The sequence below is a fragment of the Sphingomonas faeni genome (assembly GCF_030817315.1).
Classification (GTDB): Bacteria; Pseudomonadota; Alphaproteobacteria; order Sphingomonadales; family Sphingomonadaceae; genus Sphingomonas; species Sphingomonas faeni_C.
The window spans coordinates 2,457,663-2,483,502 of the sequence record NZ_JAUSZF010000001.1 but is presented as its reverse complement, the minus strand read 5'-3'; the positions used below and the strand labels follow the sequence as shown (position 1 = coordinate 2,483,502).

General features: G+C 66.7%; 25 protein-coding genes. 18 read left to right on the top strand and 7 right to left on the bottom strand.

Annotation, left to right across the window (positions count from 1 at the left end; all coding sequences use genetic code 11):
• Positions 1-31 precede the first annotated feature (31 nt).
• The gene (locus QFZ54_RS11470; protein ID WP_307087191.1) at positions 32-451 is read left to right on the top strand and encodes a VOC family protein; all 420 of its coding nucleotides are present in this window, start codon (positions 32-34) and stop codon (positions 449-451) included.
• Positions 452-460: 9 nt separating this feature from the next.
• Positions 461-763: a polyhydroxyalkanoic acid system family protein gene (locus QFZ54_RS11465; RefSeq protein ID WP_056411856.1), complete on the top strand. Its 303-nt coding sequence runs from the start codon at positions 461-463 to the stop codon at positions 761-763.
• Between the two features lie 54 nt (positions 764-817).
• Here QFZ54_RS11465 and QFZ54_RS11460 read toward each other — a convergent pair whose 3' ends face one another.
• The 4 genes from QFZ54_RS11460 to pyk all read right to left on the bottom strand — a co-directional run bounded on the left by QFZ54_RS11460 (position 818) and on the right by pyk (position 5,657).
• Entirely contained in the window at positions 818-1,339 is a 522-nt protein-coding gene (locus tag QFZ54_RS11460) for a biliverdin-producing heme oxygenase (protein ID WP_307087189.1), read from the bottom strand.
• A complete protein-coding gene (locus QFZ54_RS11455; protein WP_307087187.1) occupies positions 1,336-1,524 on the bottom strand; it encodes a YbdD/YjiX family protein in 189 nt (62 codons plus the stop codon). Before QFZ54_RS11455 ends, QFZ54_RS11460 begins: the two co-directional genes overlap by 4 nt.
• Positions 1,521-3,575, bottom strand: a complete 2,055-nt coding sequence (locus QFZ54_RS11450; protein ID WP_307087186.1) for a carbon starvation CstA family protein — start codon at positions 3,573-3,575, stop codon at positions 1,521-1,523. Before QFZ54_RS11450 ends, QFZ54_RS11455 begins: the two co-directional genes overlap by 4 nt.
• 618 nt (positions 3,576-4,193) lie before the next feature.
• Positions 4,194-5,657 (bottom strand): pyruvate kinase, encoded by a 1,464-nt coding sequence (gene pyk, locus QFZ54_RS11445; protein ID WP_307087183.1) that lies wholly within the window; start codon positions 5,655-5,657, stop codon positions 4,194-4,196.
• A 92-nt stretch (positions 5,658-5,749) separates the two neighbouring features.
• Here pyk and QFZ54_RS11440 point away from each other — a divergent pair, with 92 nt between their 5' ends.
• From QFZ54_RS11440 to QFZ54_RS11430, 3 genes are all read left to right on the top strand, one after another.
• A complete protein-coding gene (locus QFZ54_RS11440; protein WP_307087181.1) occupies positions 5,750-6,070 on the top strand; it encodes a DUF1244 domain-containing protein in 321 nt (106 codons plus the stop codon).
• 181 nt (positions 6,071-6,251) lie between these two features.
• The gene (locus tag QFZ54_RS11435; RefSeq protein WP_197942503.1) at positions 6,252-6,494 is read left to right on the top strand and encodes a DUF2312 domain-containing protein; all 243 of its coding nucleotides are present in this window, start codon (positions 6,252-6,254) and stop codon (positions 6,492-6,494) included.
• 77 nt (positions 6,495-6,571) lie between these two features.
• Positions 6,572-7,000, top strand: coding sequence for a hypothetical protein (locus QFZ54_RS11430; protein WP_307087180.1), 429 nt, complete (start codon positions 6,572-6,574; stop codon positions 6,998-7,000).
• A gap of 60 nt (positions 7,001-7,060) precedes the next feature.
• Here the strand turns inward: QFZ54_RS11430 and QFZ54_RS11425 are convergent, their stop codons facing one another.
• A complete protein-coding gene (locus QFZ54_RS11425; protein WP_056061281.1) occupies positions 7,061-8,524 on the bottom strand; it encodes an ATP-binding protein in 1,464 nt (487 codons plus the stop codon).
• A gap of 111 nt (positions 8,525-8,635) precedes the next feature.
• Here QFZ54_RS11425 and QFZ54_RS11420 point away from each other — a divergent pair, with 111 nt between their 5' ends.
• From QFZ54_RS11420 to ruvA, 5 genes are all read left to right on the top strand, one after another.
• Complete coding sequence (locus QFZ54_RS11420) at positions 8,636-9,178, top strand: DUF1003 domain-containing protein (RefSeq protein WP_307087178.1); 543 nt, start codon at positions 8,636-8,638, stop codon at positions 9,176-9,178.
• A 29-nt stretch (positions 9,179-9,207) separates the two neighbouring features.
• The gene (locus tag QFZ54_RS11415) at positions 9,208-9,951 is read left to right on the top strand and encodes a YebC/PmpR family DNA-binding transcriptional regulator (protein WP_307087176.1); all 744 of its coding nucleotides are present in this window, start codon (positions 9,208-9,210) and stop codon (positions 9,949-9,951) included.
• A gap of 414 nt (positions 9,952-10,365) precedes the next feature.
• Entirely contained in the window at positions 10,366-10,872 is a 507-nt protein-coding gene (gene ruvC, locus QFZ54_RS11410; protein WP_056061275.1) for a crossover junction endodeoxyribonuclease RuvC, read from the top strand.
• Between the two features lie 297 nt (positions 10,873-11,169).
• Positions 11,170-12,096, top strand: a complete 927-nt coding sequence (locus QFZ54_RS11405; protein ID WP_307087173.1) for a hypothetical protein — start codon at positions 11,170-11,172, stop codon at positions 12,094-12,096.
• Between the two features lie 90 nt (positions 12,097-12,186).
• Positions 12,187-12,786 (top strand): Holliday junction branch migration protein RuvA, encoded by a 600-nt coding sequence (gene ruvA, locus QFZ54_RS11400; RefSeq protein ID WP_307087171.1) that lies wholly within the window; start codon positions 12,187-12,189, stop codon positions 12,784-12,786.
• Between the two features lie 155 nt (positions 12,787-12,941).
• Here ruvA and QFZ54_RS11395 read toward each other — a convergent pair whose 3' ends face one another.
• Positions 12,942-13,850, bottom strand: coding sequence for a 2-hydroxyacid dehydrogenase (locus tag QFZ54_RS11395; RefSeq protein ID WP_307087169.1), 909 nt, complete (start codon positions 13,848-13,850; stop codon positions 12,942-12,944).
• A 53-nt stretch (positions 13,851-13,903) separates the two neighbouring features.
• Here QFZ54_RS11395 and ruvB point away from each other — a divergent pair, with 53 nt between their 5' ends.
• The 7 genes from ruvB to QFZ54_RS11360 all read left to right on the top strand — a co-directional run bounded on the left by ruvB (position 13,904) and on the right by QFZ54_RS11360 (position 23,257).
• Positions 13,904-14,929 (top strand): Holliday junction branch migration DNA helicase RuvB, encoded by a 1,026-nt coding sequence (gene ruvB, locus QFZ54_RS11390; RefSeq protein ID WP_307087167.1) that lies wholly within the window; start codon positions 13,904-13,906, stop codon positions 14,927-14,929.
• A gap of 243 nt (positions 14,930-15,172) precedes the next feature.
• A complete protein-coding gene (gene ptsP / locus QFZ54_RS11385) occupies positions 15,173-17,446 on the top strand; it encodes a phosphoenolpyruvate--protein phosphotransferase (RefSeq protein WP_307087165.1) in 2,274 nt (757 codons plus the stop codon).
• A gap of 108 nt (positions 17,447-17,554) precedes the next feature.
• A complete protein-coding gene (locus tag QFZ54_RS11380) occupies positions 17,555-18,520 on the top strand; it encodes a helix-turn-helix domain-containing protein (protein WP_307087163.1) in 966 nt (321 codons plus the stop codon).
• Between the two features lie 96 nt (positions 18,521-18,616).
• Positions 18,617-19,537 carry a tetratricopeptide repeat protein gene (locus tag QFZ54_RS11375; protein WP_307087161.1) on the top strand — a complete coding sequence of 307 codons (921 nt, stop codon included), beginning with the start codon at positions 18,617-18,619 and terminating at the stop codon, positions 19,535-19,537.
• Between the two features lie 193 nt (positions 19,538-19,730).
• On the top strand, positions 19,731-20,699 hold the full coding sequence (gene tilS, locus QFZ54_RS11370) for a tRNA lysidine(34) synthetase TilS (RefSeq protein ID WP_307087159.1): 969 nt from the start codon (positions 19,731-19,733) through the stop codon (positions 20,697-20,699).
• A 209-nt stretch (positions 20,700-20,908) separates the two neighbouring features.
• Positions 20,909-22,816, top strand: coding sequence for an ATP-dependent zinc metalloprotease FtsH (gene ftsH, locus QFZ54_RS11365; protein ID WP_373458596.1), 1,908 nt, complete (start codon positions 20,909-20,911; stop codon positions 22,814-22,816).
• A gap of 63 nt (positions 22,817-22,879) precedes the next feature.
• Positions 22,880-23,257 (top strand): hypothetical protein, encoded by a 378-nt coding sequence (locus tag QFZ54_RS11360; RefSeq protein WP_307087155.1) that lies wholly within the window; start codon positions 22,880-22,882, stop codon positions 23,255-23,257.
• 114 nt (positions 23,258-23,371) lie between these two features.
• Here QFZ54_RS11360 and QFZ54_RS11355 read toward each other — a convergent pair whose 3' ends face one another.
• Entirely contained in the window at positions 23,372-24,481 is a 1,110-nt protein-coding gene (locus tag QFZ54_RS11355; RefSeq protein ID WP_307087153.1) for a DUF3667 domain-containing protein, read from the bottom strand.
• Between the two features lie 77 nt (positions 24,482-24,558).
• On the opposite strand from QFZ54_RS11355, the gene QFZ54_RS11350 reads away from it, so the two are divergent.
• Positions 24,559-25,821 carry a glutamate-5-semialdehyde dehydrogenase gene (locus QFZ54_RS11350; RefSeq protein ID WP_307087151.1) on the top strand — a complete coding sequence of 421 codons (1,263 nt, stop codon included), beginning with the start codon at positions 24,559-24,561 and terminating at the stop codon, positions 25,819-25,821.
• Positions 25,822-25,840 lie beyond the last annotated feature (19 nt).

Genomic DNA, 25,840 nt, shown 5'->3' with positions numbered 1-25,840 from the left:
CGAACCCAACCCCACGACCTATCTTCCCCCAATGACCCTACGCCCCTTCCACCTAGCCTTCCCGGTCCACGACCTCACAGCCGCCCGCACCTTCTACGGCGCCACGCTAGGCTGTCGAGAAGGCCGGTCCAGCGACCAGTGGATCGACTTCGACCTGTTCGGCCACCAGATCGTCGCCCACCTCGACCCCTCGGCAAAACCCGTCGCGGTCGAGAATGCAGTCGATGGCCGCGCGGTCCCCGTGCCGCATTTCGGCGTCGTTCTGACGATGGACGACTGGACCACGCTGTCGGAACGCGTCACCGCCGCGGGCGTCAAGTTCGGGATCGCGCCCTATGTCCGCTTCAAGGGCCAGCCCGGCGAGCAGGCGACGATGTTCTTTTGCGATCCCAGCGGCAACGCTCTCGAGTTCAAGGCGTTCGCCAACGACGACATGCTTTTCGCGACTTAAGGACTATTCATGGCCAACCCCATCACCGTCGACGTTCCCCATCAGCTCGGCAAGGCGGCAGTCCGCGCGCGGCTCGATGGCGGGATCGACAAGATCAGCGCCAGCATCCCCGGTGGGTCGGTGACCGACCATCGCTGGGACGGCGACACGCTGCACTTCACCATCCAGGCGATGGGCCAGACGATCGCCAGCGCGGTCACGGTGTTCGAGACCAATGTCCACGCGGTTGTCGACCTGCCCGGTATCCTTGGACTGTTCGCGAGCAAGATCCAGGACATGATCCGCAAGGAAGCGCCGAAGCTCCTGCGCTGATCCGACTAGCCGACATCGACTACTAGCTGACACAGACAGGGCGCCGGGGGCGGATCAGGCCTCCGGCGCGCGCCGATACAGTGCGAACGCAGCCTTGGCGCCTGCGATCGCGTCTGCGATCCAGGCCTCGTCGGCAGGCTGCCGGTCGATCGCGGCCAGCAACGCGCGCCATTCGCCGGACAGGTGTTTGGCGCCGAGATATGCCGACGGCATGTCGTCGGGCACCGATCGCGACAACATGATGCCGCCGAGCCGCGAGCCCTCGACCACGTACATCGCACCCCAGCCGGCCGCTTCGCTCGGCGCCAGGTCGAAGGCCATCGGCGTCGGCATCTCCTCGCCCAGCGCGGCGAGATCGGCGGCAAGCGCCTCACTCCGAGATCGGACCGCGGCAAGACCCGGAATGCCGTCCAGCCAAGCCTCCACGGCCGGCAACGCCCTGGCATGCGCGAGCAGGAACGCGAGGTAATCGTCCGCATCGTTCAGATCATAGCGCCCGAACCCGGCATCGACAGCGTCGTGATCGCTCGCCGTCGCTGCCCGGAGTCGTGCGACGGTCGAAAGCCCGTCCGTCAACAGCAGCGTCCCCCGCCCTTGCTGCCGTACCGCGCCTCCTGCCGATCGCGGAAGAACGCGCGTTCGTCCATCGGCACGTGGTCGGGATGGCGCTCGGCCATGTGCTGGCGGTAGGCGTCATAGGACGGCACGCCGACCATCAGCAGCGCGGTCTCGCGCGCCTTCGCATAGAGCGCGCGGATCATTCCGCGGCCACCAGTTGCGGCGGGACTTCGGTGACCGTCGGCCGGTCGATCTTCAGCGCGGCGAGACACGTGCGGATGCCGAAGAACACGATCGACAGCACCACGGCGAGGAACAGCGCGCACAGCCCCGCGTCGATCCGGTCGTTGAGCACGATCCGCTGCATCTCCGCCATCGTCTTGGCCGGCGCGAGCAACTCACCGCGCGCCGCGGCATCGGCGAATTTCGATGCATGTGCGAGGAAGCCGACCTTCGGATCGCTCGCGAACAGCTTCATCAGCCCGGCGGTGATCGTGCACAGGCACAGCCACGCGGCGGGAAGGATCGTCACCCACGCGTAACGCTGGCGCTTCATCCGGAACAGCACGACCGTGGCCAGCACGAGCGCGACCGCGGCGAGCATCTGGTTCGAGATCCCGAACAGCGGCCACAGCGTATTCACGCCGCCGAGTGGATCGGTGACCCCCTGGTACAGGAAGAAACCCCAGGCGGTCACGCAGAGCGCGGTCGCGATCAGGCCGGGCACGATCGCCGAGGCATTGCGGAACGACGGTACCGCGAGCCCGATCAGGTCCTGCAGCATGAACCGCCCGGCGCGGGTGCCCGCATCGACCGCGGTGAGGATGAACAACGCCTCGAACAGGATCGCGAAATGATACCAGAACGCCTTCATCGCCTGTCCGCCGATCAGGTTGCTGAAGATCTCCGCCATCGCCACCGCGAGCGTCGGCGCGCCGCCTGTCCGGCTGACGATCGTGGTCTCGCCGACGTCCTTCGCGGTCTGCGCGAGGAGTTCGGGCGTGATCGGGAAGCCCATCGCGGTGACCGCGGTCGCGGCGGAGGCGAAGTCGGTCCCGACCACCGCCGCCGGGCTGTTCATCGCGAAATACACGCCGGGATCGAGGATCGACGCACCGACCAGCGCCATGATCGCGACGAAGCTCTCCATCAGCATCGCGCCATAGCCGATGAACTGCGCGTCGCCCTCACTGGCGATCAGCTTCGGCGTGGTGCCGCTCGCGATCAGCGCGTGGAAGCCGGACACCGCACCGCACGCGATCGTGATGAACAGGAACGGGAAGAGCCCGCCCGACCAGACCGGGCCGCTGCCGTCGATGAACGGGGTGAGCGCCGGCATCCGCAGCGGCGGCGCGACGACCGCGATACCGATCGCCAGCGCGACGATCGCGCCGATCTTGAGGAAGGTCGACAGGTAGTCGCGAGGTGCGAGCAGCAGCCACACCGGCAGGACGGAGGCTACCGCGCCGTAGCCGACCATGAGGACGCAGAGCTGGACCGGGGTGAGCGTGAACAGCGGCGCGAGCGTCGGCGAGGCGGCGACCGTGCCGCCATAGACGATCGCGGCGAGCAGCCCGATGACGCCGAGCACGGAGACTTCGCCGACCTTTCCGGGGCGGATCCAGCGGGTGTAGATGCCCATCAGGAAGGCGAGCGGGATCGTCGCGGCGACGGTGAAGAGGCCCCACGGGCTGCCGGCGAGCGCGCGGACGACGATCAGCGCGAGCACGGCAAGGATGATGACCATGATCGCGAACGCGCCGATCAGCGCGATCACGCCGGGGATCGCGCCCATTTCCATGCGGATCAGTTCGCCGAGCGACCGCCCGTCGCGGCGCATCGAGATGAACAGGATCATGAAATCCTGCACCGCGCCCGCGAGGACGACGCCGGCGAGGATCCAGAGCGTGCCGGGGAGGTAGCCCATCTGCGCGGCGAGCACCGGGCCCACGAGCGGGCCGGCACCGGCGATGGCGGCGAAATGGTGGCCGAACAGGACGTTGCGGTCGGTCGCGACATAGTCGAGGCCGTCGGCTCGGCGGAGAGCGGGGGTTGGGCGGCTCGGGTCGAGCTGCATGACGTGGCGGGCGATGTAGCGTGCGTAGAAGCGGTACGCGATCAGCTGGACCGAGACCGCTGCGGTGACGATCCACAACGCGTTGACGTGCTCGCCCCGCTCGAACGCGACGACTGCCAGCGCGCAGGCTGCGAGCAGGGCGAGGGCGCCCCAGCCGATCTTCTCGCGTAGTGTCATTGCGTTCGCCCTCCCTTGCGGTCCGTGCTGGCGACATCGCGTATTCGGGAGGCGAGCGCTAGCCTAGATTGGGTTGGCTCTGGCTGCGAGCCCCGCCCCGGTGGCGAACTCCACCCCGGCGGAGGCCGGGGCCCAATTGGAAAGGTTGCCGCAACGGAGTGGGGAGCGTCGCCATTGCCGTCCCCCAATTGGGCCCCGGCCTTCGCCGGGGTGGTTGCGTTTGTGATCCATACCGAGGCCGTTCCCCCGCGGATGCGGGGGGTCAGTTGAGTACCGTGGTATGCCGCCATCCTGGACCCCCGCCTCCGCGGGGGAACGGTAGATGTTCGGGTTTCCGTTGAGGCGGATGCCCGTTGAGGTGCTTCTACGATTGGGGCTGCCGGCGTGAGGCCTGTTCGAGAGGGGGGCCACCTTTTGTGGTGTCGACCACGAACACCGCCAACCGCCCTTACTTCGCTCCCCTCCCTGGAAGGGAGGGGGTGGGGGTGGGTTGGGTGGTTTGAGCCACTACGGACGGCGTATGTGGAAGCCGACCCACCCCTACCCCTCCCTTTCAGGGAGGGGGAAGCATGGTGCCGCGCCTTGGCCTCGCGGCGGGCGATTACGCTCGCGCCGAACTCAAACCTGCGAGTGATGGCCTTTCAGCTCGTCGCCGACGATGCGGACGACGTGCAGGACGTTGGTCGAGCCGGGCGTGCGGAAGGGTACGCCGGCGAGGACGATGACCCGGTCGCCGGCCTTCGCCATGCCGTGGCGCAGCGCCATCCGCTTCGACTTGGCGACCATGTCCTCGAACGATTCGACGTCGCGCGTGTGGACCGCGTGCGTGCCCCACAGCAGACCGAGGCGGCGCGCGGTTTCCTGGCTGGGGGTCAGTACGAGGAGCGGCACCGATGGGCGCTCGCGTGCGATCCGGCGGGCGGTCGAGCCCGAGGTGGTGAAGCAGATGATCGCCACTGCCGATACGGTCGCGGCGATGTTCTTTGCCGCCTCGGCGAGCGCATCGGCGGTCGTCGGGTCGGGCTTCATCACGGTGAAGTGCATGCGGTCGCCGTGTTCCGGGTCTGCCTCGACCGACACGCCGATCGCATCCATCATCGCGACCGATTCGACCGGCCATGCACCCGCCGCGCTTTCGGCCGACAGCATGATCGCGTCGGCGCCGTCGTATACCGCGGTGGCGACGTCGGACACTTCGGCGCGGGTCGGCGAGGGCGAGGTGATCATCGACTCGAGCATCTGCGTCGCGACCACCACCGGGCGGCCCATCCGGCGCGAGACCTCGACGATGCGCTTTTGCAGCGGCGGCACCTGCTGCGGGGGCAGTTCGACGCCGAGATCGCCGCGCGCGACCATCACGCCGTCGCAGGCCTCGACGATCTCTTCCAGCCGCTCGATCGCGGCGGGCTTCTCGATCTTCGCCATCAGCGCCGCCTTGCCGCCGATCAGCTTGCGCGCTTCCCAGAGGTCTTCCGGGCGCTGGACGAACGACAAGGCGATCCAGTCGACGCCCTGGTCGACCGCGAAATCGAGGTCGCTGCGATCCTTCTCGGTCAACGCGGCCATCGGCAGCACGACGTCGGGGACGTTCAGCCCCTTGCTGTTCGACAGCGCGCCGCCGACCTCGACCCGAGTCGTGATCTCGCGCGGGCTGTGCGACACGACGCGCAGGACCAGCTTGCCGTCGTCGAGCAGCAGGCGTGCGCCCGGCTCGATCGCCGCGAAGATCTCGTCGTGCGGGAGTTCGACGCGCGTCGCGTCGCCCGGCGTCGGGTCGCGATCGAGCAGGAAGGTGGAGCCGGTTTCAAGCACGGTGCGCCCGCCCTCGAACTTGCCGACGCGCAGTTTCGGACCCTGGAGATCGGCGAGGATAGTCGAAGGGCGACCGAATTCCTTTTCGAGCGCGCGAATCGCTTGGATCACGGCGATCTTCGACTGCTGGTCGCCGTGGCTCATGTTGACCCGGAACGCGTCGGCGCCGGTGTGGAAGAGCGTTGCGATCATCTCGGGGGTGCTGCTGGCAGGGCCGAGCGTCGCGAGGATGCGGACTTTCCGCGAACGGGGTGCGATGGCCATGGTCATGCGTTGCGTCTTCCTCGGCGTTTCCTGGGGGAGGTCTTTGCCGCGACGGGCCTTAAACCCTATCTCGGCGGGATCAACCACGGAGCATATGAATGAATCCCGAATCCGACTCGCTCGACACACTCGACGATGCCGTAGCGGCACAGGCCTTCCGCCGCCTGATCCGCCATCTGCGCCACCGCGAGGATGCGCAGAACGTCGACCTGATGGGGCTCGCCGGTTTTTGCCGCAACTGCCTGTCGGACTGGGTCGAGGAGGCGGGCGGCCTGTCCAAGGATGCCGCGCGGGAAACGGTGTACGGGATGCCGTATGCGGAGTGGAAGGCGCATCACCAGGGCGACGCGACGCCCGAGCAGCTCGAACGAATGAAGGCGAGCGTCGCGAAGAACGCGCCCAAAAACGAGGCCGTCTGATTCAGGCGATTGAGCCCAACCCGGTAAACGCCTAGACGCCGGTCCGCACCCAAAGCGGCATGATTCAGGACGTCTCCGGACGGCGATCACCGGTGCGGGCTTGTATCTTGATTGGCTTTTGACCGGCGCGTGGGCGCTGGCGAGTGGGGAATTTTCGATGTCTGACGAACGGCAACACGGCATGGGCGGCGGCGCGGTCGCAGCGGACGAACTGCGCCTGCTGATCGAGCGCGCCGAGCGTCTCGAAGAAGAGAAGAAGGGTATCTCGGACGACATCAAGGACGTGATGGCCGAAGCCAAGGGCCGTGGTTACGACCCCAAGGCGATCCGCAAGATCCTGTCGATCCGGAAGAAGAAGAAGGAAGAATATCAGGAGGAAGAGGCGATCCTCGAGGTGTATCTCCAGGCGTTGGGGATGATCTGAGGAGCACCGGCACGGCGGAACACGTACGTTTGGTGCGTGTAACGAAATTGTCGTCATTGCTGGATTAGTGTTCGGTCATGACCATTCCTGTTTTCGCCATGCTGATAATCGCTTCGATGGCCGCCCCCGCTCAGTCGGGCGAGGGGGCGGCCACCGTCAGCTTCTGCCAGCGGCTCGCCGGCGAGCTAGGCATGAAGCCGGCAAAGCCAGCCGATGGCCATGCAGCGTGGGAGTTGAAGACACTCGGTGGCTTGGGCGTCGCGCTGTTTGGCGGATCGAGCTATGTTTCGATGGGGCTCGGTCCGGCTGAAGACTCGGTCATTACGAACGCACGCCAATATGTCGATGCGTGCGCCAGTATCGCCAACGGGATGACATGCACGGTCACCGGGCCGGCAGAATTTCAGATTGGTGTGAAAGACCACATGGTCAAGATGCGCGCGATTGCAGGCGAGCGTGCACAGGTCAGCATGGTAAAGATGCGCATCCGATGCGAGAATCGTTGACGGTCGTTCTCGCAATGGTCCTTGGCGCGAGAGTCCTTCCGACCCGGCCTGTATCCCGTTCTACGCAGCTTCCGCCGGCAGAGTAGTCCAGCCTAGTCCGGGTATGGTGATCGAGCGTTTGCCGGCGAGATCGGTGCGGCAGACGATCAGTTCGCGGCTCTCTATATAGCCGATCAACCGCTTTACCCGACCCAGTGAGCTTGTCCCGTAGGTCGCCGCGATCCGCGCGTCTGACGGACAGGGTTCGCCTTCGCGCGCCGCACGCGCAACCAGCAGGAACGCGCCGAGCATGTCGTCGGGGAGGCCGCTCGCCACGTCCAGCGCCGCCGTCCAGGCTTCGTCGGTCATGTCGAAGATGCCGGCGCGGGCGCAGCTCAGGCGGCGGACGAAGCCGGGGAGATCGAGCGGTGGCTTGGCGAGGCCGCCCATCCGGCAGCGGACCTGGAAATCCTGGAACAGCACCGACGGCGGGCGCAGCGTCGATTCCGGATCCTCGACGATCGCGCGGAAGACGTCGGCGTAGACTGCCTCGACCTCGTCGTCGGTCTTTTCCGGCGGCGGCGGTGCGGCGGTGCGCGGCTCGGGCGGGCGGGCGATGCCGTCGAGCAGCTCCTCCGCCGGCACGCGACGTGGGCGCGAATCGAACATCAGGCCAAGTTCGGGGGCGTCGACCACCGGCTCGGACAGCAGATCCTGCAGGTCCATCGGCGCGGCGCTGGGGAGGGGGGTGAGCTTGGGGCTGCCGCTGCGCGCGGACGTGGCGACGTCGCCGATCTTCACGGTGATCGGCCGGCGCGAGACTGCGGGGCCGAGCGCCATGAACGTGCCGCGCTGGAGATCGCGAATCGCTTCGGCCTGGCGCCGCTCCATGCCGAGCAGGTCGGCGGCGCGGGCCATGTCGATGTCGAGGAAGGTGCGGCCCATGAGGAAGTTCGACGCCTCCGCGGCGACGTTCTTTGCCAGTTTCGCGAGACGCTGCGTCGCGATCACGCCGGCGAGGCCGCGTTTACGGCCGCGGCACATCAGGTTCGTCATCGCCGCCAAGGACGCGCGGCGCACTTCCTCCGACACCTCGCCGCCAGTGACGGGCGCGAACATCTGGGCCTCGTCGACCACCACCAGTACCGGATACCAATGCTCGCGCGGGGCATCGAACAGCGCGGACAGGAACGACGCGGCGCAGCGCATCTGGCCCTCGACCTCGAGCCCTTCGAGGCTGAGCACGGCGGACGTCCGGTGTTCGCGCAACCGCGTGGCGATGCGGGCGATCTCGCGTTCGCTATAGTCGCCCGCCTCGATCACGACATGCCCGTGGGGGCCGGCGAGCGTCACGAAGTCGCCTTCGGGATCGATCACGATCTGCTGGACATGCCCCGCCGATCGCTCGAGCAGCCGGCGCAGCAGATGCGATTTTCCCGATCCCGAATTGCCCTGCACCAACAGGCGGGTGGCGAGTAGTTCCTCCAGGTCGACGCCGACGGCAGTACCATTGCCGTCGGTGCCCATATTCACGCTAACCGTCATGCCGCGCGTTTGGCAGGTGCGGGCGTGTGGGAGCAAGGAGTCTTTGTCGCTTCCGTCGCAAGTCCGGCTTTGCGCGCTGGCATAATCGCCGATCCCGGTTAGGGCGAAGGGATGGCCACACACTCCCCGCTCGCCGATCTTTCGCAACGGCTGCTCGGCAAGGCGCCGGGCGAGCTCGACGAGGAGGAGCGCCGGGTCCTCGCCGGGATCGAGGCGGGGACGACGGTCAGTCGCGATGCGGCGGACGTGTCGGACGAGCGTGCGACATTCGGCGAGCGGTTGTCGGACCGGGTGGCGAAGATCGGCGGGTCGTGGGGGTTCATCATCGCGTTTACGCTGGTGCTGATCGGCTGGATGCTGCTGAATTCGGACATCCTCGTGCATTTCGGGCGGGCGTTCGATCCGTATCCCTACATCTTCCTCAACCTGCTGCTGTCGACCGTGGCCGCGATCCAGGCGCCGGTGATCATGATGAGCCAGAACCGGCAATCGGCGAAGGATCGCCTCGCCGCGAGCCTCGACTACGAGACCAATTTGCGTGCCGAACTCGACATCCTGCGCGTGCATCACAAGATCGATCACCTGGTGCTGGCCCGCCTCGAAGCGATCGAGGCGAAGATCGACGGTCTGGCGAAATCCGCGCCTGACGCCTAAGAGCGGGCGCATCAGCTAAAGAGGCACCGATGGCAGGCCATTCCAAATACAAGAATATCATGTACCGCAAGGGCGCGCAGGACAAGAAGCGCTCGTCGGCGTTCAGCAAGCTCAGCCGAGAGATCACGGTCGCGGCCAAGATGGGCCTGCCCGATGTCGACATGAACCCGCGCCTGCGCGCGGCAGTCAACGCGGCCAAGGCGGCGTCGCTGCCGAAGGAGAACATCCAGCGCTCGATCGACAAGGCGAGCCGCGGCGATGCGGAGAATTACGAGGAGATCCGCTACGAGGGCTTCGGCCCCGGCGGCGTGTCGCTGATCATCGAGGCGCTGACCGACAACCGCAACCGCACCGCGACCAACGTGCGCGTCGCGGTCGGCAAGAACGGCGGTAATCTGGGCGCGGGCGGTTCGGTCAGCCACGCGTTCGACCGCGTCGGGCTGATCTCGTATCCGGCGAGTGCGGGCGATGCCGACACGGTGTTCGAAGCGGCGCTCGAAGCGGGCGCGGAAGACGTCACGTCGAGCGAGGACGGCCACGAGGTCTGGACCGCGCAAGGCGACCTGCACGAGGTGGCCAAGGCTCTGGAAGCGAAGCTTGGCGAGGCCGAGGGCGCCAAGCTCGCCTGGCGCCCACAGGTCATGGTCGCGGTCGACGCGGACGATGCGGCTACGCTGTTCAAGCTGATCGATGCGCTGGACGAGGACGACGACGTGCAGACCGTCTGGGGGAATTACGAGGTCTCGGACGAGATCATGGAGTCGCTGGGTTGATCCTCTCCCCTCCCGCAAGCGGGAGGGGCCGGGGGTGGGCACGCGCTCACCCCCAGCGATCCGCTGAAGGCTGGGGGCGATCCGCTCGCGGCTGCCGGCGATCCGCTTCCGATAAGCAGCGTTGCGCCTCTGATTGGCCGGGCGCCCACCCCTCGGTCCCCTCCCGCATGCGGGAGGGGATGCAGTGATTATTCTTGGTCTCGGACGAGATCATGGAGTCGTTGGGTTGATCTTCTCCCCTCCCGCAAGCGGGAGGGGCCGGGGGTGGGCACGCGCTCACCTCCAGCGATCCGCTGACGGCTGGGTGCGATCCGTTCGCGGCTGCCGGCGATCCGCTTCCGATAAGCAGCGTTGCGCCTCTGGTTGGCCGGGCGCCCACCCCTCGGTCCCCTCCCGCTCGCGGGAGGGGAGGCAGTGATTATTCTTGGTCTCGATCCCGGCCTCGGCACGACCGGCTGGGGCGTCATCCGCGCGGACGGCAACCGCCTGAGCCATATCGCAAACGGCCAGATCAAGACCGATCCGTCCATGGCGCTGCCCCGTCGCCTGACCGCGCTGTATAACGCGCTGATCGATGTCATCCGCACCGAGCGTCCGGACGGCGCTGCGGTCGAGGAGGTGCTGGGCAACACCAATGCGCAGTCGACGTTGAAGCTAGGCCAGGCGCGCGGCGTCGTGTTGCTCGCCGCGGCGGGGGCGGGGTTGCATATCGGCGAATACCACCCCTCGACCGTCAAGAAGGGCGTGGTCGGCACGGGTGGCGCGGACAAGAAACAGATCCAGGCGATGATGGCGGTCCTGCTGCCGGGCGCGAAGCTGGCCGGCCCCGATGCCGCCGATGCGTTGGCCGTCGCGATCACCCATGCTCACCACGTTGCGAGTGCCGCCGCCCTGGCGCGTCGCAGCGGTATCGGAGCCTGATCTTTTCGATCAGGGCGCCGAAAAACACGTTCCAGACCCGGCTATCGACCAAACTGCCATCTTCGGCGAGCGACCTTCGCGCCGACGTCGTATTCGCTCGGACAAATCCGGTTCATTTTGAACTGAATCGATGGGCGGCCCGTATAATTTCACATCAATCAAGTTTTAATAGCCAAGCCTCTAGCGCTGTGGCAGCGGCGCTCATGAATTTATAATTTGGATTAAGGGCGGCATATGCTTGTCGAACACGTTCGGGGCGGTACGAACAGCATCAATGTTCCGCCCACGGCGTTCGCGATGCCCGCTGGCATGGCGATGCGATACGACCTGCCCGATCCAGCCCTGTCGGACTATTTGACGGGATATGCGATCTACGCGTCGAGCATCCGCGCGCCGATGCTCAACTGGTACCTGCCTGCCCCGGCGATGATCTCCGTGCTGGTCGACGCCGGACCGCTGACGGTGTCGATCGGCAACCACCGGTTCGGGCCGCTCGACCGCGCGAGCTTCTACGGGCCGACCAGCCGCGCCTTTCGGACCGAGACGCATGGCGGGATCGCGGTCGGCATCGGCCTCAGCGCGCTCGGCTGGTCGCGGCTCACCACGCGGTCGGCGGGCGAATTCCACAACCGCGTCGTGTCGCTCGGATCCGCGCTGGGGACGGAACTGTCCGCACGGCTGATCGAAGGGCTCGACGCGCTCGACAGCGACGCGCTCATCAAGCCGTTGCTCGACGAGGTTTTCGGATCGTTGTTCAACCGGCCGCATCCGCGGGACGACCTGATCCGCGCGTTCACGGCGCTGAGCGTCACCGACGGCGTGATCGAGATGAAGGACGTCGCCGACCGCCTCGACATCCCGACGCATGAACTGCGACGCATGGCGACGCGCCATTTCGGCATGCCGCCAAAGCTGTTGCTCAGACGCGCGCGGTTCCTGCGATCGTTCATCAGCCTGATCCGGACGGACGGCATGGCGGACTATTCGAAGATCGACAGCAGCTATTTCGACGCCTCGCACTTCCTGCGCGATGCCGGGACGTTCCTGGGCACGACCCCGCGTCGCTTCATCGCGTCCGACACGGTGTTCCTGAGGGCCAGCCTGCGTGCCCGCGCGATGGTGATCGGTGCGCCCACCCAGGCGCTGCACGAGGCCGCGAAGGCCGCTGCGATCGTCCTGAATCGTCCGACTGGCGAGTGGGATCGTCCGCAGCCAACCGCCTGACGGGCTTCCGGCGAGCGGATCGTCGACGTCGAGCGCCAGCGTGCTTTGACGGGATGACGCCGCGGTGCCGATGTTCTACCGCGTGACCCAATGATCGTGCATCTCAAAGGACGGCTGGACTCGACCGGCATCGACCATGCCGTGATCGACGTCGGCGGCGTCGGCTACCTTGTCGGCGCGTCGGCGCGCACCTTGTCCGCGCTGGGGCCGGTCGGCGAGGCGTGTACCGTCTTTACCGAATTGCTGGTCGGCGAGGATTTCCAGCGACTGGTGGGGTTTTCCAGCGCGGACGAGCGCGACTGGTTCCGGTTGTTGACGGGCGTGCAGGGGGTCGGCGCGCGGGTTGCGCTGGCGATCCTGTCGGCGTTGGAGCCGGTCGATCTGTCACGCGCGATCGCGAGTGGCGACAAGGCGATGGTCGCGCGCGCGAACGGGGTGGGGCCAAAGCTCGCCCAGCGGATCGTGATGGAGTTGAAGGACAAGGTCGGCGGTATTGCGCTCGGGCTCGGGCCGGCGGTGGTCAACGCCGCGCCGGGGGCGTCCGCGGATGCGGTGTCGGCGTTGCTCAATTTGGGGTTCCGGCCGAACGAGGCGAGCGTGGCGGTGGCTGCGGCGGACGAGGAACTGGGGGCGGGGGCCTCGCTCGATGCGCTGGTGCGGTTGGCGTTGCGGAAGGCTTCCAAGTCTTAGGGTTCGGACCGGCTCGGTTCGTTCTTAAGCCTTCGCTCGTTCCCATCCTCCGTTCGTGCTGAGCGAAGTCGAAGCACCTTCACTTGGGGCACACCCTTCGACTTCGCTCAGGGCGAACGGAAAAGGGGGGCGCTTGGTTTCTCAAAGTCCCTGTTTCAGAGTGCAGTCGGCAGCGGTCGTCTGGCAAAATGCGCGTCCAGATTGGCAACGACCAGTGCCGCCATCGCCGCCCGCCCGTCGACGGTCGCGCTGCCTTGGTGTGGTGACAGGACGACCTGATCCATCGTCTTGAGCGTTTCGGGGACGGACGGTTCGTCGGCGAACACGTCGAGTCCCACGCCTGCGATCGTCCCGGCCTGGAGTGCCGTTACCAGCGCCGGTTCGTCAACCAGGCTGCCGCGAGCGATGTTGACGAGGATGCCGTCCTTGCCGAGCGCTGCGAGAACGCCGGCATCGACGATATGATGCGTTGCGTCGCCGCCGGGGGCGGCGATGATCAGTACGTCGCACGCCGCCGCGAGGGACGCGATGTCGGCATGGAACACGCCCGCGAAATCGGGCTTGGCGGAGCGTGCCGTATAATGGAGTTCGCTCGCGAAGGGCGCGGCGCGCCTGGCGATGGCCTTGCCGATCCGGCCAAGCCCGAAGATGCCGATCCGCCGCCCGCTTGCCCGGCGCGCGAGGTCGACCTGCCAGCCGCCATCGCGTACCGCGCGGTCGTTGGCGACGATCCGCCGCTGCACCGCCAGCATCAGCCCGAGCGCGAGGTCCGCGACGTCGTCGGTCAGCACGTCGGGTGTGGTGGTGACCGCGATGCCGCGCGCCCTGGTCGCGGCGAGGTCGATGCCGTCGTAACCGACGCCGTGGATCGCGACGATCTCCAGCGCGGGGAGGCGATCGAGCAACGCCGTGTCGACCACGCTGCTCCCGCCGCCGACGATCGCGCGCGTCGTCGCCGGCGGATTCTGGCGGTGTAGCGTGAAGCGCTCGGCGAGCGCGGCCTCCAGCGCGGGCGAAACTCCGGAGAGCAGATACAGGTCGGGCTGCGCGGTGTCGTTCGTCATCCCGCACCCATAGCCGCCTTGCCCCCTTCGCCGCGAGCGCGCTAACGCAGGGTGTGACCGATACAGACCGCATCCTGACCGCCGCCAAGCGTCCCGAAGACGTCGACGCAGCGCTGCGCCCGAAGACGCTCGACGAATTCGTCGGGCAGAAGGCCGCGCGCGAGAATTTGCGGATTTTCATCCAGGCGGCGAAATCGCGCGGCGATGCGCTGGATCACGTGCTGTTCTTCGGGCCGCCGGGGCTGGGCAAGACGACGCTCGCGCAGATCGTCGCGCGGGAGATGGGGGTGGGGTTTCGCGCCACGTCGGGGCCGGTGATCGCGAAGTCGGGGGATCTCGCGGCGTTGCTCACCAATCTCGAGGATGGCGACGTGCTGTTCATCGACGAGATCCACCGGTTGCAGCCGGCGGTCGAGGAGGTGCTGTATCCGGCGATGGAGGACCGTGCGCTGGACCTGATGATCGGCGAGGGGCCGTCCGCGCGCTCGGTGCGGATCGATTTGCCGCGGTTCACGCTGATCGGCGCGACGACGCGGCAGGGGTTGCTGACGACGCCGCTGCGGGATCGGTTCGGGATTCCGGTGCGATTGCAATTCTACACGGTCGAGGAGCTGGAGCGGGTGGTCACGCGCGCGGCGGGGCTGCTCGGGTTGGGGATCGCGAAGGATGGGGCGATGGAGATCGCCCGGCGCGCTCGGGGGACGCCACGTATTGCTGGGCGATTGCTGCGACGGGTGCGCGATTTCGCCAATGTGGCGGGGCATGACACGGTCGATGCGCGGGCGGCCGATGCGGCGCTGAACCGGCTGGAGGTCGATTCGCTTGGGCTCGACGCGATGGATCGGCGGTATCTGATGATGATCGCGGATATTTATCGCGGGGGGCCTGTGGGGGTGGAGACGCTGGCGGCGGGGTTGAGCGAGCCGCGCGATACGATCGAGGAGGTGATTGAGCCGTATCTGATCCAGCGTGGCCTGATCGCGAGAACGGCGCGGGGGCGGTTTCTGAACGCGGGGGGGTGGAAGCACCTAGGCCTGAACCCACCGACCGGCAGCCAGGACGGCCTGTTCGACGCCTGATTCTTCCCCCTCCCTGGAAGGGAGGGGCAGGGGGTGGGTCGGCTTCCGCATGTCCAGACCGTGGTGGCTCAAGCGGGCCGACCCACCCCCGACCCTTCCCTTACAGGGAGGGGGGAAGCGAGGGAGTGTTCGACGCTATCGATCCTCGCTTGTAAGAATCCCCGCCAACAGATCGATCGAACTTCGCCCCGACACTGCTTTTGTTGCGTGGCACCCAAGCGCTTCATCTGATAGCCAACGCGAATGCCCCTTTCGGCCGCCGCCTCCGCCCGCGAAATTCTCACCAGCCTTCACGACGTGATGGCGTCGCGCACGTCCGCGCAAGCCAAGCTGAACGCCGTAGTCGGCATTATCGCCACCGCGATCGACAGCGAGGTCTGTTCGATCTACCTGTTGCGCGAAGGCGTGCTCGAACTGTTCGCCACCCGCGGCCTCGACCAGGCGGCGGTCCACGTCACCAAGCTTGCGCTGGGCGAGGGGCTTGTCGGCACGATCGCCGAGGACGTCGAGGTGCTCAACCTCGACGAAGCCGCCAGCCACCCCGATTTCGCCTACAAGCCCGAGACCGGCGAGGACCGTTTCCACAGTTTCGCGGGCGTGCCGATCATCCGCCGCGAGCGGTCCGTGGGGGTCCTGGCCGTCCAGCACACCGATCGTCGCAAATATGCGGACGTCGAGATCGAGGCGTTGCAGACCGTCGCGATGGTGCTGTCCGAACTGATCGCCAATGCGGGGCTCATCGACACCACCGGCGGCGGCGCGGATCGCCCGCAGTCGACCGCGGCGATGCGCATCCCCGGGCAAAAGCTGGTCGACGGCATGGGCGCGGGCTTCGCGGTCTATCACCAGCCGCGGATCACCATCGAGCACACCGTCGCCGAGGACACCGACGCCGAGCGTCACCGCGTCTACGCGGCGTTCGACAAGATGCGCGAAGGCATCGACCGGATGACGCGCGAGGCCGAGTTCGGCGTCGGCGGCGAGCATGTCGAAGTGCTCCAGACCTACAAGATGTTCGCGTACGACGAGGGCTGGGCGCGGCGCATCAACGAGGCGATCGACTCCGGCCTCACCGCCGAGGCGGCGATCGAGCGCGTCCAGCAACGCACTCGCCAGCGCATGCGCCAGATCGACGATCCGTTGCTCGCCGACCGGATGCACGATCTGGAGGACCTGTCGAACCGGCTGCTCCGCATCGTCTCCGGGCAGATGGGCACCGCCGCGCAGATGGGCTTGCGCCAGGACACCATTCTCATTGCGCGCAACCTTGGCCCCGCCGAACTGCTCGAATACGACAAGCGGCGTCTGAAGGGCGTGATCCTGGAAGAAGGGTCGCTGACCGCGCACGTCACGATCGTCGCGCGGGCGATGGGCGTACCGGTTCTCGGTCGGGTGCGCGACATCCGCCGCCTCGTGGCGGAGGGCGACATGCTGTTGCTCGACAGCGCCGAGAGCAACGTCTTCGCACGACCCTCCGCGGCGATGGAGGAGGCGTTCGATGCGCGGCTCGCGATGCGGCAGAAGCGCAAGGCTGCGTTCGCGGCTTTGCGCGACGTGCCGCCGATCACCAAGGACGGCCACCGGCTGACGTTGATGGTCAACGCGGGCCTCCGCGACGACGTCGCCGCACTCGACGTTACCGGTGCCGACGGCATCGGCCTGTTCCGCACCGAGTTCCAGTTCCTCGTCTCCGCCACGCTGCCGCAGCGCGAGCGCCAGCAGCGGCTTTACCGCGAAGTGCTCGATGCCGCAGGCGATCGCCCGGTGATTTTCCGCACCGTCGATATCGGTGGTGACAAGGCGCTGCCGTATCTCAACAAGGAAGATTCTGACGAGGAGAACCCGGCGATGGGCTGGCGTGCGCTGCGCCTCGGCCTGGAGCGAGACGGGTTGATGAAGGTGCAGGCGCGGGCGTTGCTGGAGGCGGCTGCGGGCCGCACGCTCAACGTGATGTTCCCGATGGTCAGCGAGCCATGGGAGTTCGACGAGGCGCGGGCGCTGTTCGAGGCGCAGCGGACCTGGCTAGAGGGACGCGGGCGGAAAATGCCGCTGGCGATCCGCTATGGTGCGATGCTGGAGGTGCCGGCGCTCGCCGAGATGCTCGACATCCTGTTGCCGAGGATCGAGTTCCTGTCGATCGGTACCAACGACCTCACGCAGTTCCTGTTCGCCGCCGATCGCGCCAACCCGAAGCTTGCCGAGCGTTACGACTGGCTCAGCCCGTCGATCCTCCGCTTCATCGCGCGGCTGGTCGCACCGGTCCGCGCAGCGGGCGTCGACCTGGCGGTGTGCGGCGAGATGGGCGGGCGTCCGCTGGAGGCGATGGCGCTGATCGGGCTTGGGATCGATAGGTTGTCGATCACTCCTGCGGCCGTCGGTCCGATCAAGGCGATGACGCGTTCGCTCGATCGCGCGGCGCTCACCAAATACATGGCAGGGCTGCTGGCCGATCCGCCGCGCGACATGCGCGGTGCGCTGACCGCCTGGGCGACCGAAAACGGCGTCGAAATCGTCTGATCCGCGGAAAGCTGCGGTTAAGGCGCGCGGTGCGTTGACACGGCTGGGGGCCTCTGAAAGACGGGTGACATGGCGGGCAACGCTACGCGCCCGCGTTCGGAGATAAGAATGGACGAGGTCGAAACCGGCCAGAACGCAGCACCGGCTCAACCAGAGCGTGCTGGCGACATTCTCCGCAAGGCGCGCGAGACGCAGGGATTGACCGTCGCGGACATCGGGACGCGGACCCGTGTACCGTTGCGCCACCTCGAAGCGATCGAGGCGTCCGATTATTCCACGCTGCCGTCCTCGACCTACGCAGTGGGGTTCAGCCGTGCCTATGCGCGCGCGATGGGCATCGACGAGGTACAGATCGCAAACCTCGTCCGTAGCGACGTCGCGAAAATGGGCAGCAAGAAGCCTGAGTACGAACCGTACGAGATGACCGATCCGTCGCGCGTGCCGTCACGCGGGATTGCGATCGTCGCGCTGGGGCTGGCGATCGCGGTGCTCGTGCTGGTCGGCCTCTGGTACGGGACCGACATGTTCCGAGGTTCGAGCAATTCCTCGACCACGACGCCAATCGCCGAAACCGTGCCGAACCCCGCCGCGCAGACCGCGCAACCGGTGCCGGCGCCGGCTACACCTGCCGATGGACAGGTCACGCTGACCGCCTCGGACGAGGTGTGGATGCGGGTCTACGATGCCGACAACAAGACGCTGTACCTCGGCACGATGAAGCCCGGCGAGAAGTTCGACGTGCCGAAGGATGCCAAGGACCCGAAGATCAACATCGGTCGTGCGGACAAGCTGGCGGTGACGCTCAACGGTTCCGCGGCGCCGGCGCTGGGTACCGGCGAGCGTGCGATCAAGGACGTGCGCGTCGGTGCGCCGGCGATCGCCGCGCGGATCGCCGGCACGCCCGAGCCCCAGTACACGCCGTCCGACGTCGAAACCACCTCGACGCGCCCGTCGGATCGCGCGCGCCCGATGCGTCCGCGCACGCAGCGTCCTCGGATGAGCGAAACGCAGCGCGCCAACCTGGACGCGGCCGCCAACCCGCCGTCCGCCGCCACGGCAACGCCCAATCCGTGATTGGAGCAGATATTCGCCGGGGCCTTAAGGCTGGCGACAGGAAGGGTAGCGCAGGTATACCCGGACGATTAACCAATCCACCGGGGGGTGTGGCCCATGCGTAAGTCAATTCTGGTCGGCGTCTGCCTCGCGGCGCTGCTGCCCGCTGCCGTACAGGCACAAAATGTCGAGGGTCGCGTCGGCAAGCTCGAAAGCGAAATGCGCGCGGTTCAGCGGAAGGTCTTCCCGGGTGGTGCCGGCCAGATGCTCCAGCCCGAAGTGCGCGCGCCGCAGAGCGAGCAGGGTCCTGGGCCTGGCTCGCCCGCGACCAGTGCGCTCGCCGACGTGAACCAGCGCGTCACGTCGCTGGAGCAGCAGATGACGTCGCTGACGGAGCAGATCGAGCAGAACCAGAACCGTACGCGCCTGTTGCAGGATGCGTTCGACAATTACCGCCGCTCTAACGACGCGCGGATGAAGACGCTGGAGACCGGCCCCGCGCCGATCGCGACAGGGGCCGGCGGCCCGATCGAGTCCGATGACCAGTCGAGCGACGGTCCTTCGCGCCCGACGACACGCCCCGAGACGGCGTCCCGGCCGACCACTCCGGCACCGACCAAGGTTTCGGTCGAGAAGCCGTCGACCGGCGATCCGGCGGAAGACGAATATATGTACGGCTATCGCCTCTGGGCGGCCAAGCAATACCCGCAGGCGGAGGCGCAACTGAAGAAGGTCGTCGCCGAATACCCGAAGAGCAAGCGCGCCAGCTATGCGCAGAACCTGCTCGGCCGCGCGTATCTCGACGAGGGCAAGCCGAGCCTCGCCTCGATGGCGTTCTACGACAATTACAAGAAGATGCCCGAGGGGGAACGCGCGCCGGACAGCTTGCTGTACCTCGGCCAGGCGCTGACCAAGCTCAACAAGTCGGCGGATGCGTGCAAGGTGTATGACGAGCTGAACGACGTCTATGGCGCCAAGATGGCGTCGGCGATGAAGGGGCAGGTCGCCGCCGGGCGCAGCGCGGCGAAGTGCAAGTAAACTGTGCTTTAGTGCGCGTGGGTCTCCGCCTGTCTGTGACGTCACGTCACACATCAGCACCACCCCGGCGGAGGCCGGGGCCCAATTGGCAAGGTCGTCGTAACGGGGGGCCGCGCTCGGTCATTACCGTCCCCCAATTGGGCCCCGGCCTCCGCCGGGGTGGTGGACTTTCTACGATGACGGCCAACCCCGCATGACCGAAGAAGGCCGCCGCTTCGCCGCCGACTTCGCGCGGATCGCCAGCGACATCGTCAATCCGTTGTTCGCCGTCTCCGGCGGCCCCGACAGCATGGCGATGCTCACCCTCGCGCATGAAGCGCTACCGCCCGGCTTTACGGTCGCGAGCATCGACCACCGCCTCCGCCCCGAAGCGGTGGAGGAGTCCGCGATGGTCGCCGCGCACTGCGCGACGCTCGGCGTTCCCCACGCCACGCTCGCGCCGAGCGAACCGATCACCGGCGCGAGCATCCAGGCGCAGGCGCGCACCACGCGGTACGCCCTGCTCACCGATCACGCCCGCGCGATCGGGGCAGGGGCGCTCGTCACCGGCCACCACGCCGACGATCAGGCCGAGACTTTCCTCATGCGCGCCGCCCGCGGTTCAGGCCTCGCCGGCCTCGCCGGAGTCCGCGCGCGCACCGAAATCCACGGCGTGACGGTCGTCCGTCCGTTGCTCGACTGGCGCCGCGCCGAACTCCGCGCGATCGTTCGCCGCGCCGAAGTGCCGTTCTTCGATGATCCCTCGAACCACGACGATCGTCACGATCGCACGCGTTTCCGCCGGTTGCTTGGCGAGAATGAATGGCTCGGCACGCCCAACCTCGCGCGCGCCGCCGCTGCGCTCGCCGAGACCGATACCGACGTCCGCGCGATGGTCGAGTGGATCTGGGCCGAACGGGCAAAGGTCGGCGGGAGCGAGGTGAAGCTCGCGGTCGAGAAGCTGCCCCGTGAAATCTTGCGCCGCCTCGCCCGCCGCGCGATCGGCACGGTCCGCACCGAGGCGGGCATCGTCGCGCCCGAATGGACCGAGGCGGCCAACATCGAAAGCCTGCTCGACTCGCTGATGGCGGGCAAGCGCACCACGCAGGCCGGAATTATCGCCAGCGTCCGCGGCGACGTGTGGCGCTTCCGCGAGGCGCCCCCTCGTAGAGGTCCCGCGTAGAAGCTTCACGTGACGTGCCCGTCCGTTCACACTGATCAACGCAAGTCGCGCGTTGTTCCATTGCCATTAACCCGCGCACGCTTATCTTGTGCGGTGAAAGGTATCGTGCACCCATGAGCGACAACGACAACCGCGGTCAGAAGCCCCAGGGCCCCGGAAACGGCGGCCCCGGCAATGGCGGTCCCGAAAACGGCGGCGGCAATCCTTGGATGAAAAGCCTGCTGATCTGGGTCGGCATCCTGCTCGCGCTGGCGCTGTTCGTGACCATGTTCGACGGCCGCACGGCCGCGTCGTCCGGTAACACGATCGCCTATTCGGCATTCCTCGACAAGGTCGATGAGGGCACCGTCAAGGACGTCAACATCTCGCGCGATATCATCTCGGGGACGTTGTCTTCGGGCGAGAAGTTCAAATCGTATCCGATCCCCGACTCGACGCTGGTGCCGAAGCTGCGCGACAAGGGCGTTTCGATCAGCGCGAAGCCCGAAGAGGGTCCGTCGATGCTGGCGTTGCTCCTGTATCAGTCGCTGCCGTTCCTGCTGTTCCTCGGCATCGCGTTCTTCGTGCTCAAGCAGATGCAGAAGAACTCGGGCTCGGGCGCGATGGGCTTCGGCAAGAGCCGCGCGAAGATGCTGACGCAGAAGGAGGGTAAAGTCACCTTCCAGGACGTGGCCGGCATCGACGAGGCGCGGGAAGAGCTGGAAGAGATCGTCGAGTTCCTCAAGGATCCGACCAAGTTCGCGCGCCTTGGCGGCAAGATTCCCAAGGGGGCATTGCTGGTCGGTTCGCCGGGTACCGGTAAGACGCTGCTCGCCCGCGCGATCGCGGGTGAAGCCGGCGTGCCGTTCTTCACGATATCGGGTTCGGACTTCGTCGAGATGTTCGTCGGCGTCGGCGCGAGCCGCGTCCGCGACATGTTCGAGCAGGCTAAGAAGTCCGCACCGTGCATCGTCTTCATCGACGAAATCGACGCGGTCGGTCGCCATCGTGGTGCCGGTCTCGGCAACGGCAACGACGAGCGCGAGCAGACGCTGAACCAGCTGCTGGTCGAGATGGATGGCTTCGAGGCCAACGAGGGCATCATCATCATCGCCGCGACCAACCGTCCGGACGTGCTCGACCCTGCGCTGTTGCGTCCGGGCCGTTTCGATCGCCAGGTTACCGTGCCGCGGCCGGATATCGAGGGTCGCATCAAGATCCTCGAAGTGCACATGAAGAAGGTGCCGCTGGCGCCCGACGTCGACGCTCGCGTAATCGCGCGCGGCACGCCTGGGTTCTCGGGTGCGGACCTCGCCAACCTCATCAACGAAGCGGCGCTGCATGCGGCACGCAAGGGCAAGCGCTTGGTGGCGATGGCCGAATTCGAAGAGGCCAAGGACAAGGTCATGATGGGCGCCGAGCGTCGCAGCATGGTCATGACCGACGACGAGAAGCGGATGACCGCGTATCACGAGGCCGGCCATGCCGTCGTCGCGATGCACGAGGCTGCGTCGGATCCGATCCACAAGGCGACGATCATTCCGCGCGGTCGTGCGCTGGGTATGGTGATGCGTCTGCCCGAGCGTGATTCGTACAGCTATCACCGCGACAAGATGTATGCGAACCTCGCGGTATCGATGGGCGGTCGCGTCGCCGAGGAAGTCATCTTTGGGTACGACAAGGTTTCGTCGGGCGCTTCGGGCGACATCCAGTACGCGACGGGTCTGGCACGCGACATGGTCACGCGCTGGGGCATGTCGGACAAGGTCGGGCCGCTGGAATATGGTGAGCCTGAAGGCGAGTCGTTCCTCGGCTACTCGTCGAGCCGTCCGTCGCGCATGTCGAACCAGACCGCGCAGTTGATCGACGACGAGATCAAGCGGATCGTCGAAGGCGGTCTCGACCGCGCCAAGCAGGTGCTGAGCGATCATGTTGACCAGCTCCACACGGTGGCCGGTGCGCTGCTCGAGTTCGAGACGCTGACGGGTGACGAGATCAAGAAGCTGATCGCGGGCGAAGACCTAGATCGTCCGGATCCGGGTGCGAAGGCGTCGACCGTCCCGCGTGCGGGTACGTCGATCCCCAAGACGCGGCGTCCGTCGGGGCCGTTCGGTACGCCGACACCGCTGGGGGCGTGATCCGGTTCACTCGTCAGTCACTTAAGTAACTCTATGGGCGGTCTTTCTTAGGAAAGGTCGCCCATGTCGTATTCGCGTTTGAAGGCTGTAGTCGCAGCATTGCTGATGGTCGGCGTGGCGATGCCGGCGGGCGCGGCGATGACCGTCGGTACGTTTCTGGCCCGCGCCAACGCGCTTCGCGACCAGGGTCCTATGGCACTGATGTCGCCGGATCTTCCTGCGCTGAAGGCCGAAGCCAAGGCCGCGACCAACCAACTCAAAGCGGAACGCGCCGCCCGCGCCGCAGCCGGCAAGCCACCGATCGCCTGCGTTCCGGAGGGCCAATCGGTCGGCATCATGGACATGCTCGACGGCTTGAACGAACTCCCCGCCAGCTACCGGAAACGCCCTCTCAAGGACGGCTACGCGCGTGTTCTGGCGAACCTGTACCCCTGCCGCTAAAAGAGTGCTCCTTTCTCCGTTCGCCCTGAGCGAAGTCGAAGGGCATACCCCGCATGCAGGCGCTTCGACTTCGCTCAGCACGAACGGAGGTTGGGAGAGGCCGCCTTACTGCGCTCAGTCCGTCAAACCGTGCAGCAACAACAGCACGATAAACGCCAACAGGACCGTGAACGCGAACGTCAGCAGCGCGACCGTCCGCCACGCCGCCGAACGCTTGCGCAGTGAATACGCCCCCCGGAGCTGCGCGAACATATGCACCGGCGGCACGCACAGCGCCGCCATTACGATCCAGCCCTCCGCGACGCCGATGACGCCCGCGACGATCAACACGATCGTGAGCAGCATCATGAACGCCAGCGAATAGGTCACGAAGATCGCGTGATCGTAGAGATGATGCCGCCGCCGCCACAGGAACAGTAGCGCCATGAACGGCACAGAGAGCGGAATGAGCCCCCAACTGTATTTATACGCGCTGGTCTGGAGTTTGTAGAGCATCAGCCCCGGATTGCCGTTCGCCTTGGCGATGCCGTGATCGAGCCGTTCCCAACCGGTCTTGAAGTCGCCGAGATCGATGACCGTGCCGTAGGCGGCACCGTCCTGCATATCCGCCGCCACGCCGAGTGCCCGAACGGTGGTGCGTAGCGCGCTTGCCTGCTGGTCGAGGGCGGCGATCGACTCTCCCGAATAGGTCGCACCCGCCTTTACCGCCGCTGCCTTTTGCGCCTCGACCCTGTCGAGCACGACGCGAGCCTTCGCCGCCTCGTGCGCATAATCCGACGTCTTCCCGGAGCGCTTGTCCTGGAGGAAGTCCTTGGTCATTGCGCCGCCGACCGCGCCGATCGTCGCGAACATCAGGAAGACGGTGAACAGGAACAGCGCGAGCGGCGACACGAACCGCGCGCGCTCGCCATTGACGTATCGACGCGTCAGTGTGCCGGGATGCAGGATCAGCAACGGCAACGTCCGCCAGATCTTGCCCTCGAAATGGAAGACCCCGTGCGCGATCTCGTGCCCGATCCCGCCGAGCGAACGGTGGACGTGCGCGGACTGCCCACAGGCGTGGCAATGCTCGCCGATCAACCGAGTCCCGCAGTTGAGACAGAGCGCATCGTCCGGACCATGGCCGGCACGCGCATCATGGGCGCCCCCCGCCTTCGGTTCGAACGCGCGCCCGACCAGGGCACCCGTGGCGATATCCGCCGCTGCTTCGATATCTCCGGTCATGAGCCCCCCTGTAATATCGGTAGCGTAACGAGTTCGCGGCGTTGGCGCGAGGGGTTTCGCATGCTAGCGCGCGGGCCATGGCCGACGTAGAAAATCCGACCCAATTGATCGCCGAAATGGGGCGCCGCGCGCGCTCGGCCGCGCTGGTGCTAACATCGATGCCGTCTGCGCGGAAGGCTGCGGCGCTCGTGTCGGCGGCGGAGTCGATCCGGGCGGCATCGGCGGGAATCGTTGCAGCGAACGCGGAGGACATGACGCGTGCAGCGGACGCCGGTCTGTCGGGCGCGCTGCTGGATCGGTTGCGGCTGGACGAGGCGCGCGTCGCGGCGATGGCGGACGGCGTGGCGGCAGTCTCGGCGCTCGTAGATCCGGTCGGGCAGTTGATCGACGCCAGCGAGCGTCCGAACGGTCTGAAGCTCTCGCGCGTCCGCGTACCGATCGGCGTCATCGGCATCGTCTACGAGAGCCGCCCGAACGTCACCGCCGACGCTGCAGCGTTGTGCGTGATGGCCGGCAACGCAGCGATCCTGCGTGGCGGGTCCGAAGCGGTGAACAGCAATCGCGCGATCCATATGGCGCTGGTCGAGGGACTGAAAGCGGGCGGGGTGCCCGTAGATGCGGTGCAACTCGTGCCGACCACCGATCGCGCGGCCGTCGGTGCCATGCTGAAGGCGGACGGGATGATCGACCTGATCATCCCCCGCGGCGGCAAGAGCCTGGTTGCCCGCGTTCAGGCAGAAGCGCGCGTTCCCGTCCTTGCGCATCTGGACGGCATCAATCACGTCTATGTGGATGCGTCTGCGGACCCTGCGATGGCGGCGGCGATCGTCGTCGATGCTAAGATGCGCCGCACCGGCGTTTGCGGATCGATGGAGACGCTGCTGATCGACCGCGCCTATGCGAACGCACCCGCCTTGATCCGAAGCCTCGCGACGACGGGGTGCGAGGTCCGCGGTGACGCAAGCGCGCGGGCACTCGTTCCCGAGATTGCCGCCGCCGCCGCCATCGACTGGGATACCGAATATCTCGACGCAATCGCGTCGGTTGCGATCGTGGACGGCCTCGACGCAGCGGTAGCGCACATCGCCCGCCACGGCTCGCACCATACCGATGCGATCGTCGCAGAAGATGCCGCCGTTGCCGAACGCTTCCTGACTACGGTCGATAGTGCGATCGTTCTGTGGAACGCCTCCACCCAGTTCGCCGATGGTGGCGAGTTCGGTCTCGGCGCGGAGATCGGCATCGCCACCGGTCGCCTCCACGCCCGCGGCCCGGTCGCGCTCGAAGGCCTCACCACCTACAAATGGATCGGCCGCGGCACCGGCCAGGTGCGCGGTTGATTGTGAGGGGTGGAAAGCG

Excerpts from the sequence above, each read along its gene's own strand:
- QFZ54_RS11470 (WP_307087191.1), top strand. The coding sequence starts at position 32 with ATGACCCTACGCCCCTTCCACCTAGCCTTCCCGGTCCACGACCTCACA.
- QFZ54_RS11465 (WP_056411856.1), top strand. The coding sequence starts at position 461 with ATGGCCAACCCCATCACCGTCGACGTTCCCCATCAGCTCGGCAAGGCG.
- QFZ54_RS11455 (WP_307087187.1), bottom strand. The coding sequence starts at position 1,524 with ATGATCCGCGCGCTCTATGCGAAGGCGCGCGAGACCGCGCTGCTGATG.
- QFZ54_RS11450 (WP_307087186.1), bottom strand. The coding sequence starts at position 3,575 with ATGACACTACGCGAGAAGATCGGCTGGGGCGCCCTCGCCCTGCTCGCA.
- pyk (WP_307087183.1), bottom strand. The coding sequence starts at position 5,657 with ATGACCATGGCCATCGCACCCCGTTCGCGGAAAGTCCGCATCCTCGCG.
- QFZ54_RS11440 (WP_307087181.1), top strand. The coding sequence starts at position 5,750 with ATGAATCCCGAATCCGACTCGCTCGACACACTCGACGATGCCGTAGCG.
- QFZ54_RS11435 (WP_197942503.1), top strand. The coding sequence starts at position 6,252 with ATGGGCGGCGGCGCGGTCGCAGCGGACGAACTGCGCCTGCTGATCGAG.
- QFZ54_RS11430 (WP_307087180.1), top strand. The coding sequence starts at position 6,572 with ATGACCATTCCTGTTTTCGCCATGCTGATAATCGCTTCGATGGCCGCC.
- QFZ54_RS11425 (WP_056061281.1), bottom strand. The coding sequence starts at position 8,524 with ATGACGGTTAGCGTGAATATGGGCACCGACGGCAATGGTACTGCCGTC.
- QFZ54_RS11420 (WP_307087178.1), top strand. The coding sequence starts at position 8,636 with ATGGCCACACACTCCCCGCTCGCCGATCTTTCGCAACGGCTGCTCGGC.
- QFZ54_RS11415 (WP_307087176.1), top strand. The coding sequence starts at position 9,208 with ATGGCAGGCCATTCCAAATACAAGAATATCATGTACCGCAAGGGCGCG.
- QFZ54_RS11405 (WP_307087173.1), top strand. The coding sequence starts at position 11,170 with ATGCCCGCTGGCATGGCGATGCGATACGACCTGCCCGATCCAGCCCTG.
- ruvA (WP_307087171.1), top strand. The coding sequence starts at position 12,187 with ATGATCGTGCATCTCAAAGGACGGCTGGACTCGACCGGCATCGACCAT.
- QFZ54_RS11395 (WP_307087169.1), bottom strand. The coding sequence starts at position 13,850 with ATGACGAACGACACCGCGCAGCCCGACCTGTATCTGCTCTCCGGAGTT.
- ptsP (WP_307087165.1), top strand. The coding sequence starts at position 15,173 with ATGCCCCTTTCGGCCGCCGCCTCCGCCCGCGAAATTCTCACCAGCCTT.
- QFZ54_RS11380 (WP_307087163.1), top strand. The coding sequence starts at position 17,555 with ATGGACGAGGTCGAAACCGGCCAGAACGCAGCACCGGCTCAACCAGAG.
- QFZ54_RS11375 (WP_307087161.1), top strand. The coding sequence starts at position 18,617 with ATGCGTAAGTCAATTCTGGTCGGCGTCTGCCTCGCGGCGCTGCTGCCC.
- tilS (WP_307087159.1), top strand. The coding sequence starts at position 19,731 with ATGACCGAAGAAGGCCGCCGCTTCGCCGCCGACTTCGCGCGGATCGCC.
- ftsH (WP_373458596.1), top strand. The coding sequence starts at position 20,909 with ATGAAAAGCCTGCTGATCTGGGTCGGCATCCTGCTCGCGCTGGCGCTG.
- QFZ54_RS11360 (WP_307087155.1), top strand. The coding sequence starts at position 22,880 with ATGTCGTATTCGCGTTTGAAGGCTGTAGTCGCAGCATTGCTGATGGTC.
- QFZ54_RS11355 (WP_307087153.1), bottom strand. The coding sequence starts at position 24,481 with ATGACCGGAGATATCGAAGCAGCGGCGGATATCGCCACGGGTGCCCTG.
- QFZ54_RS11350 (WP_307087151.1), top strand. The coding sequence starts at position 24,559 with ATGGCCGACGTAGAAAATCCGACCCAATTGATCGCCGAAATGGGGCGC.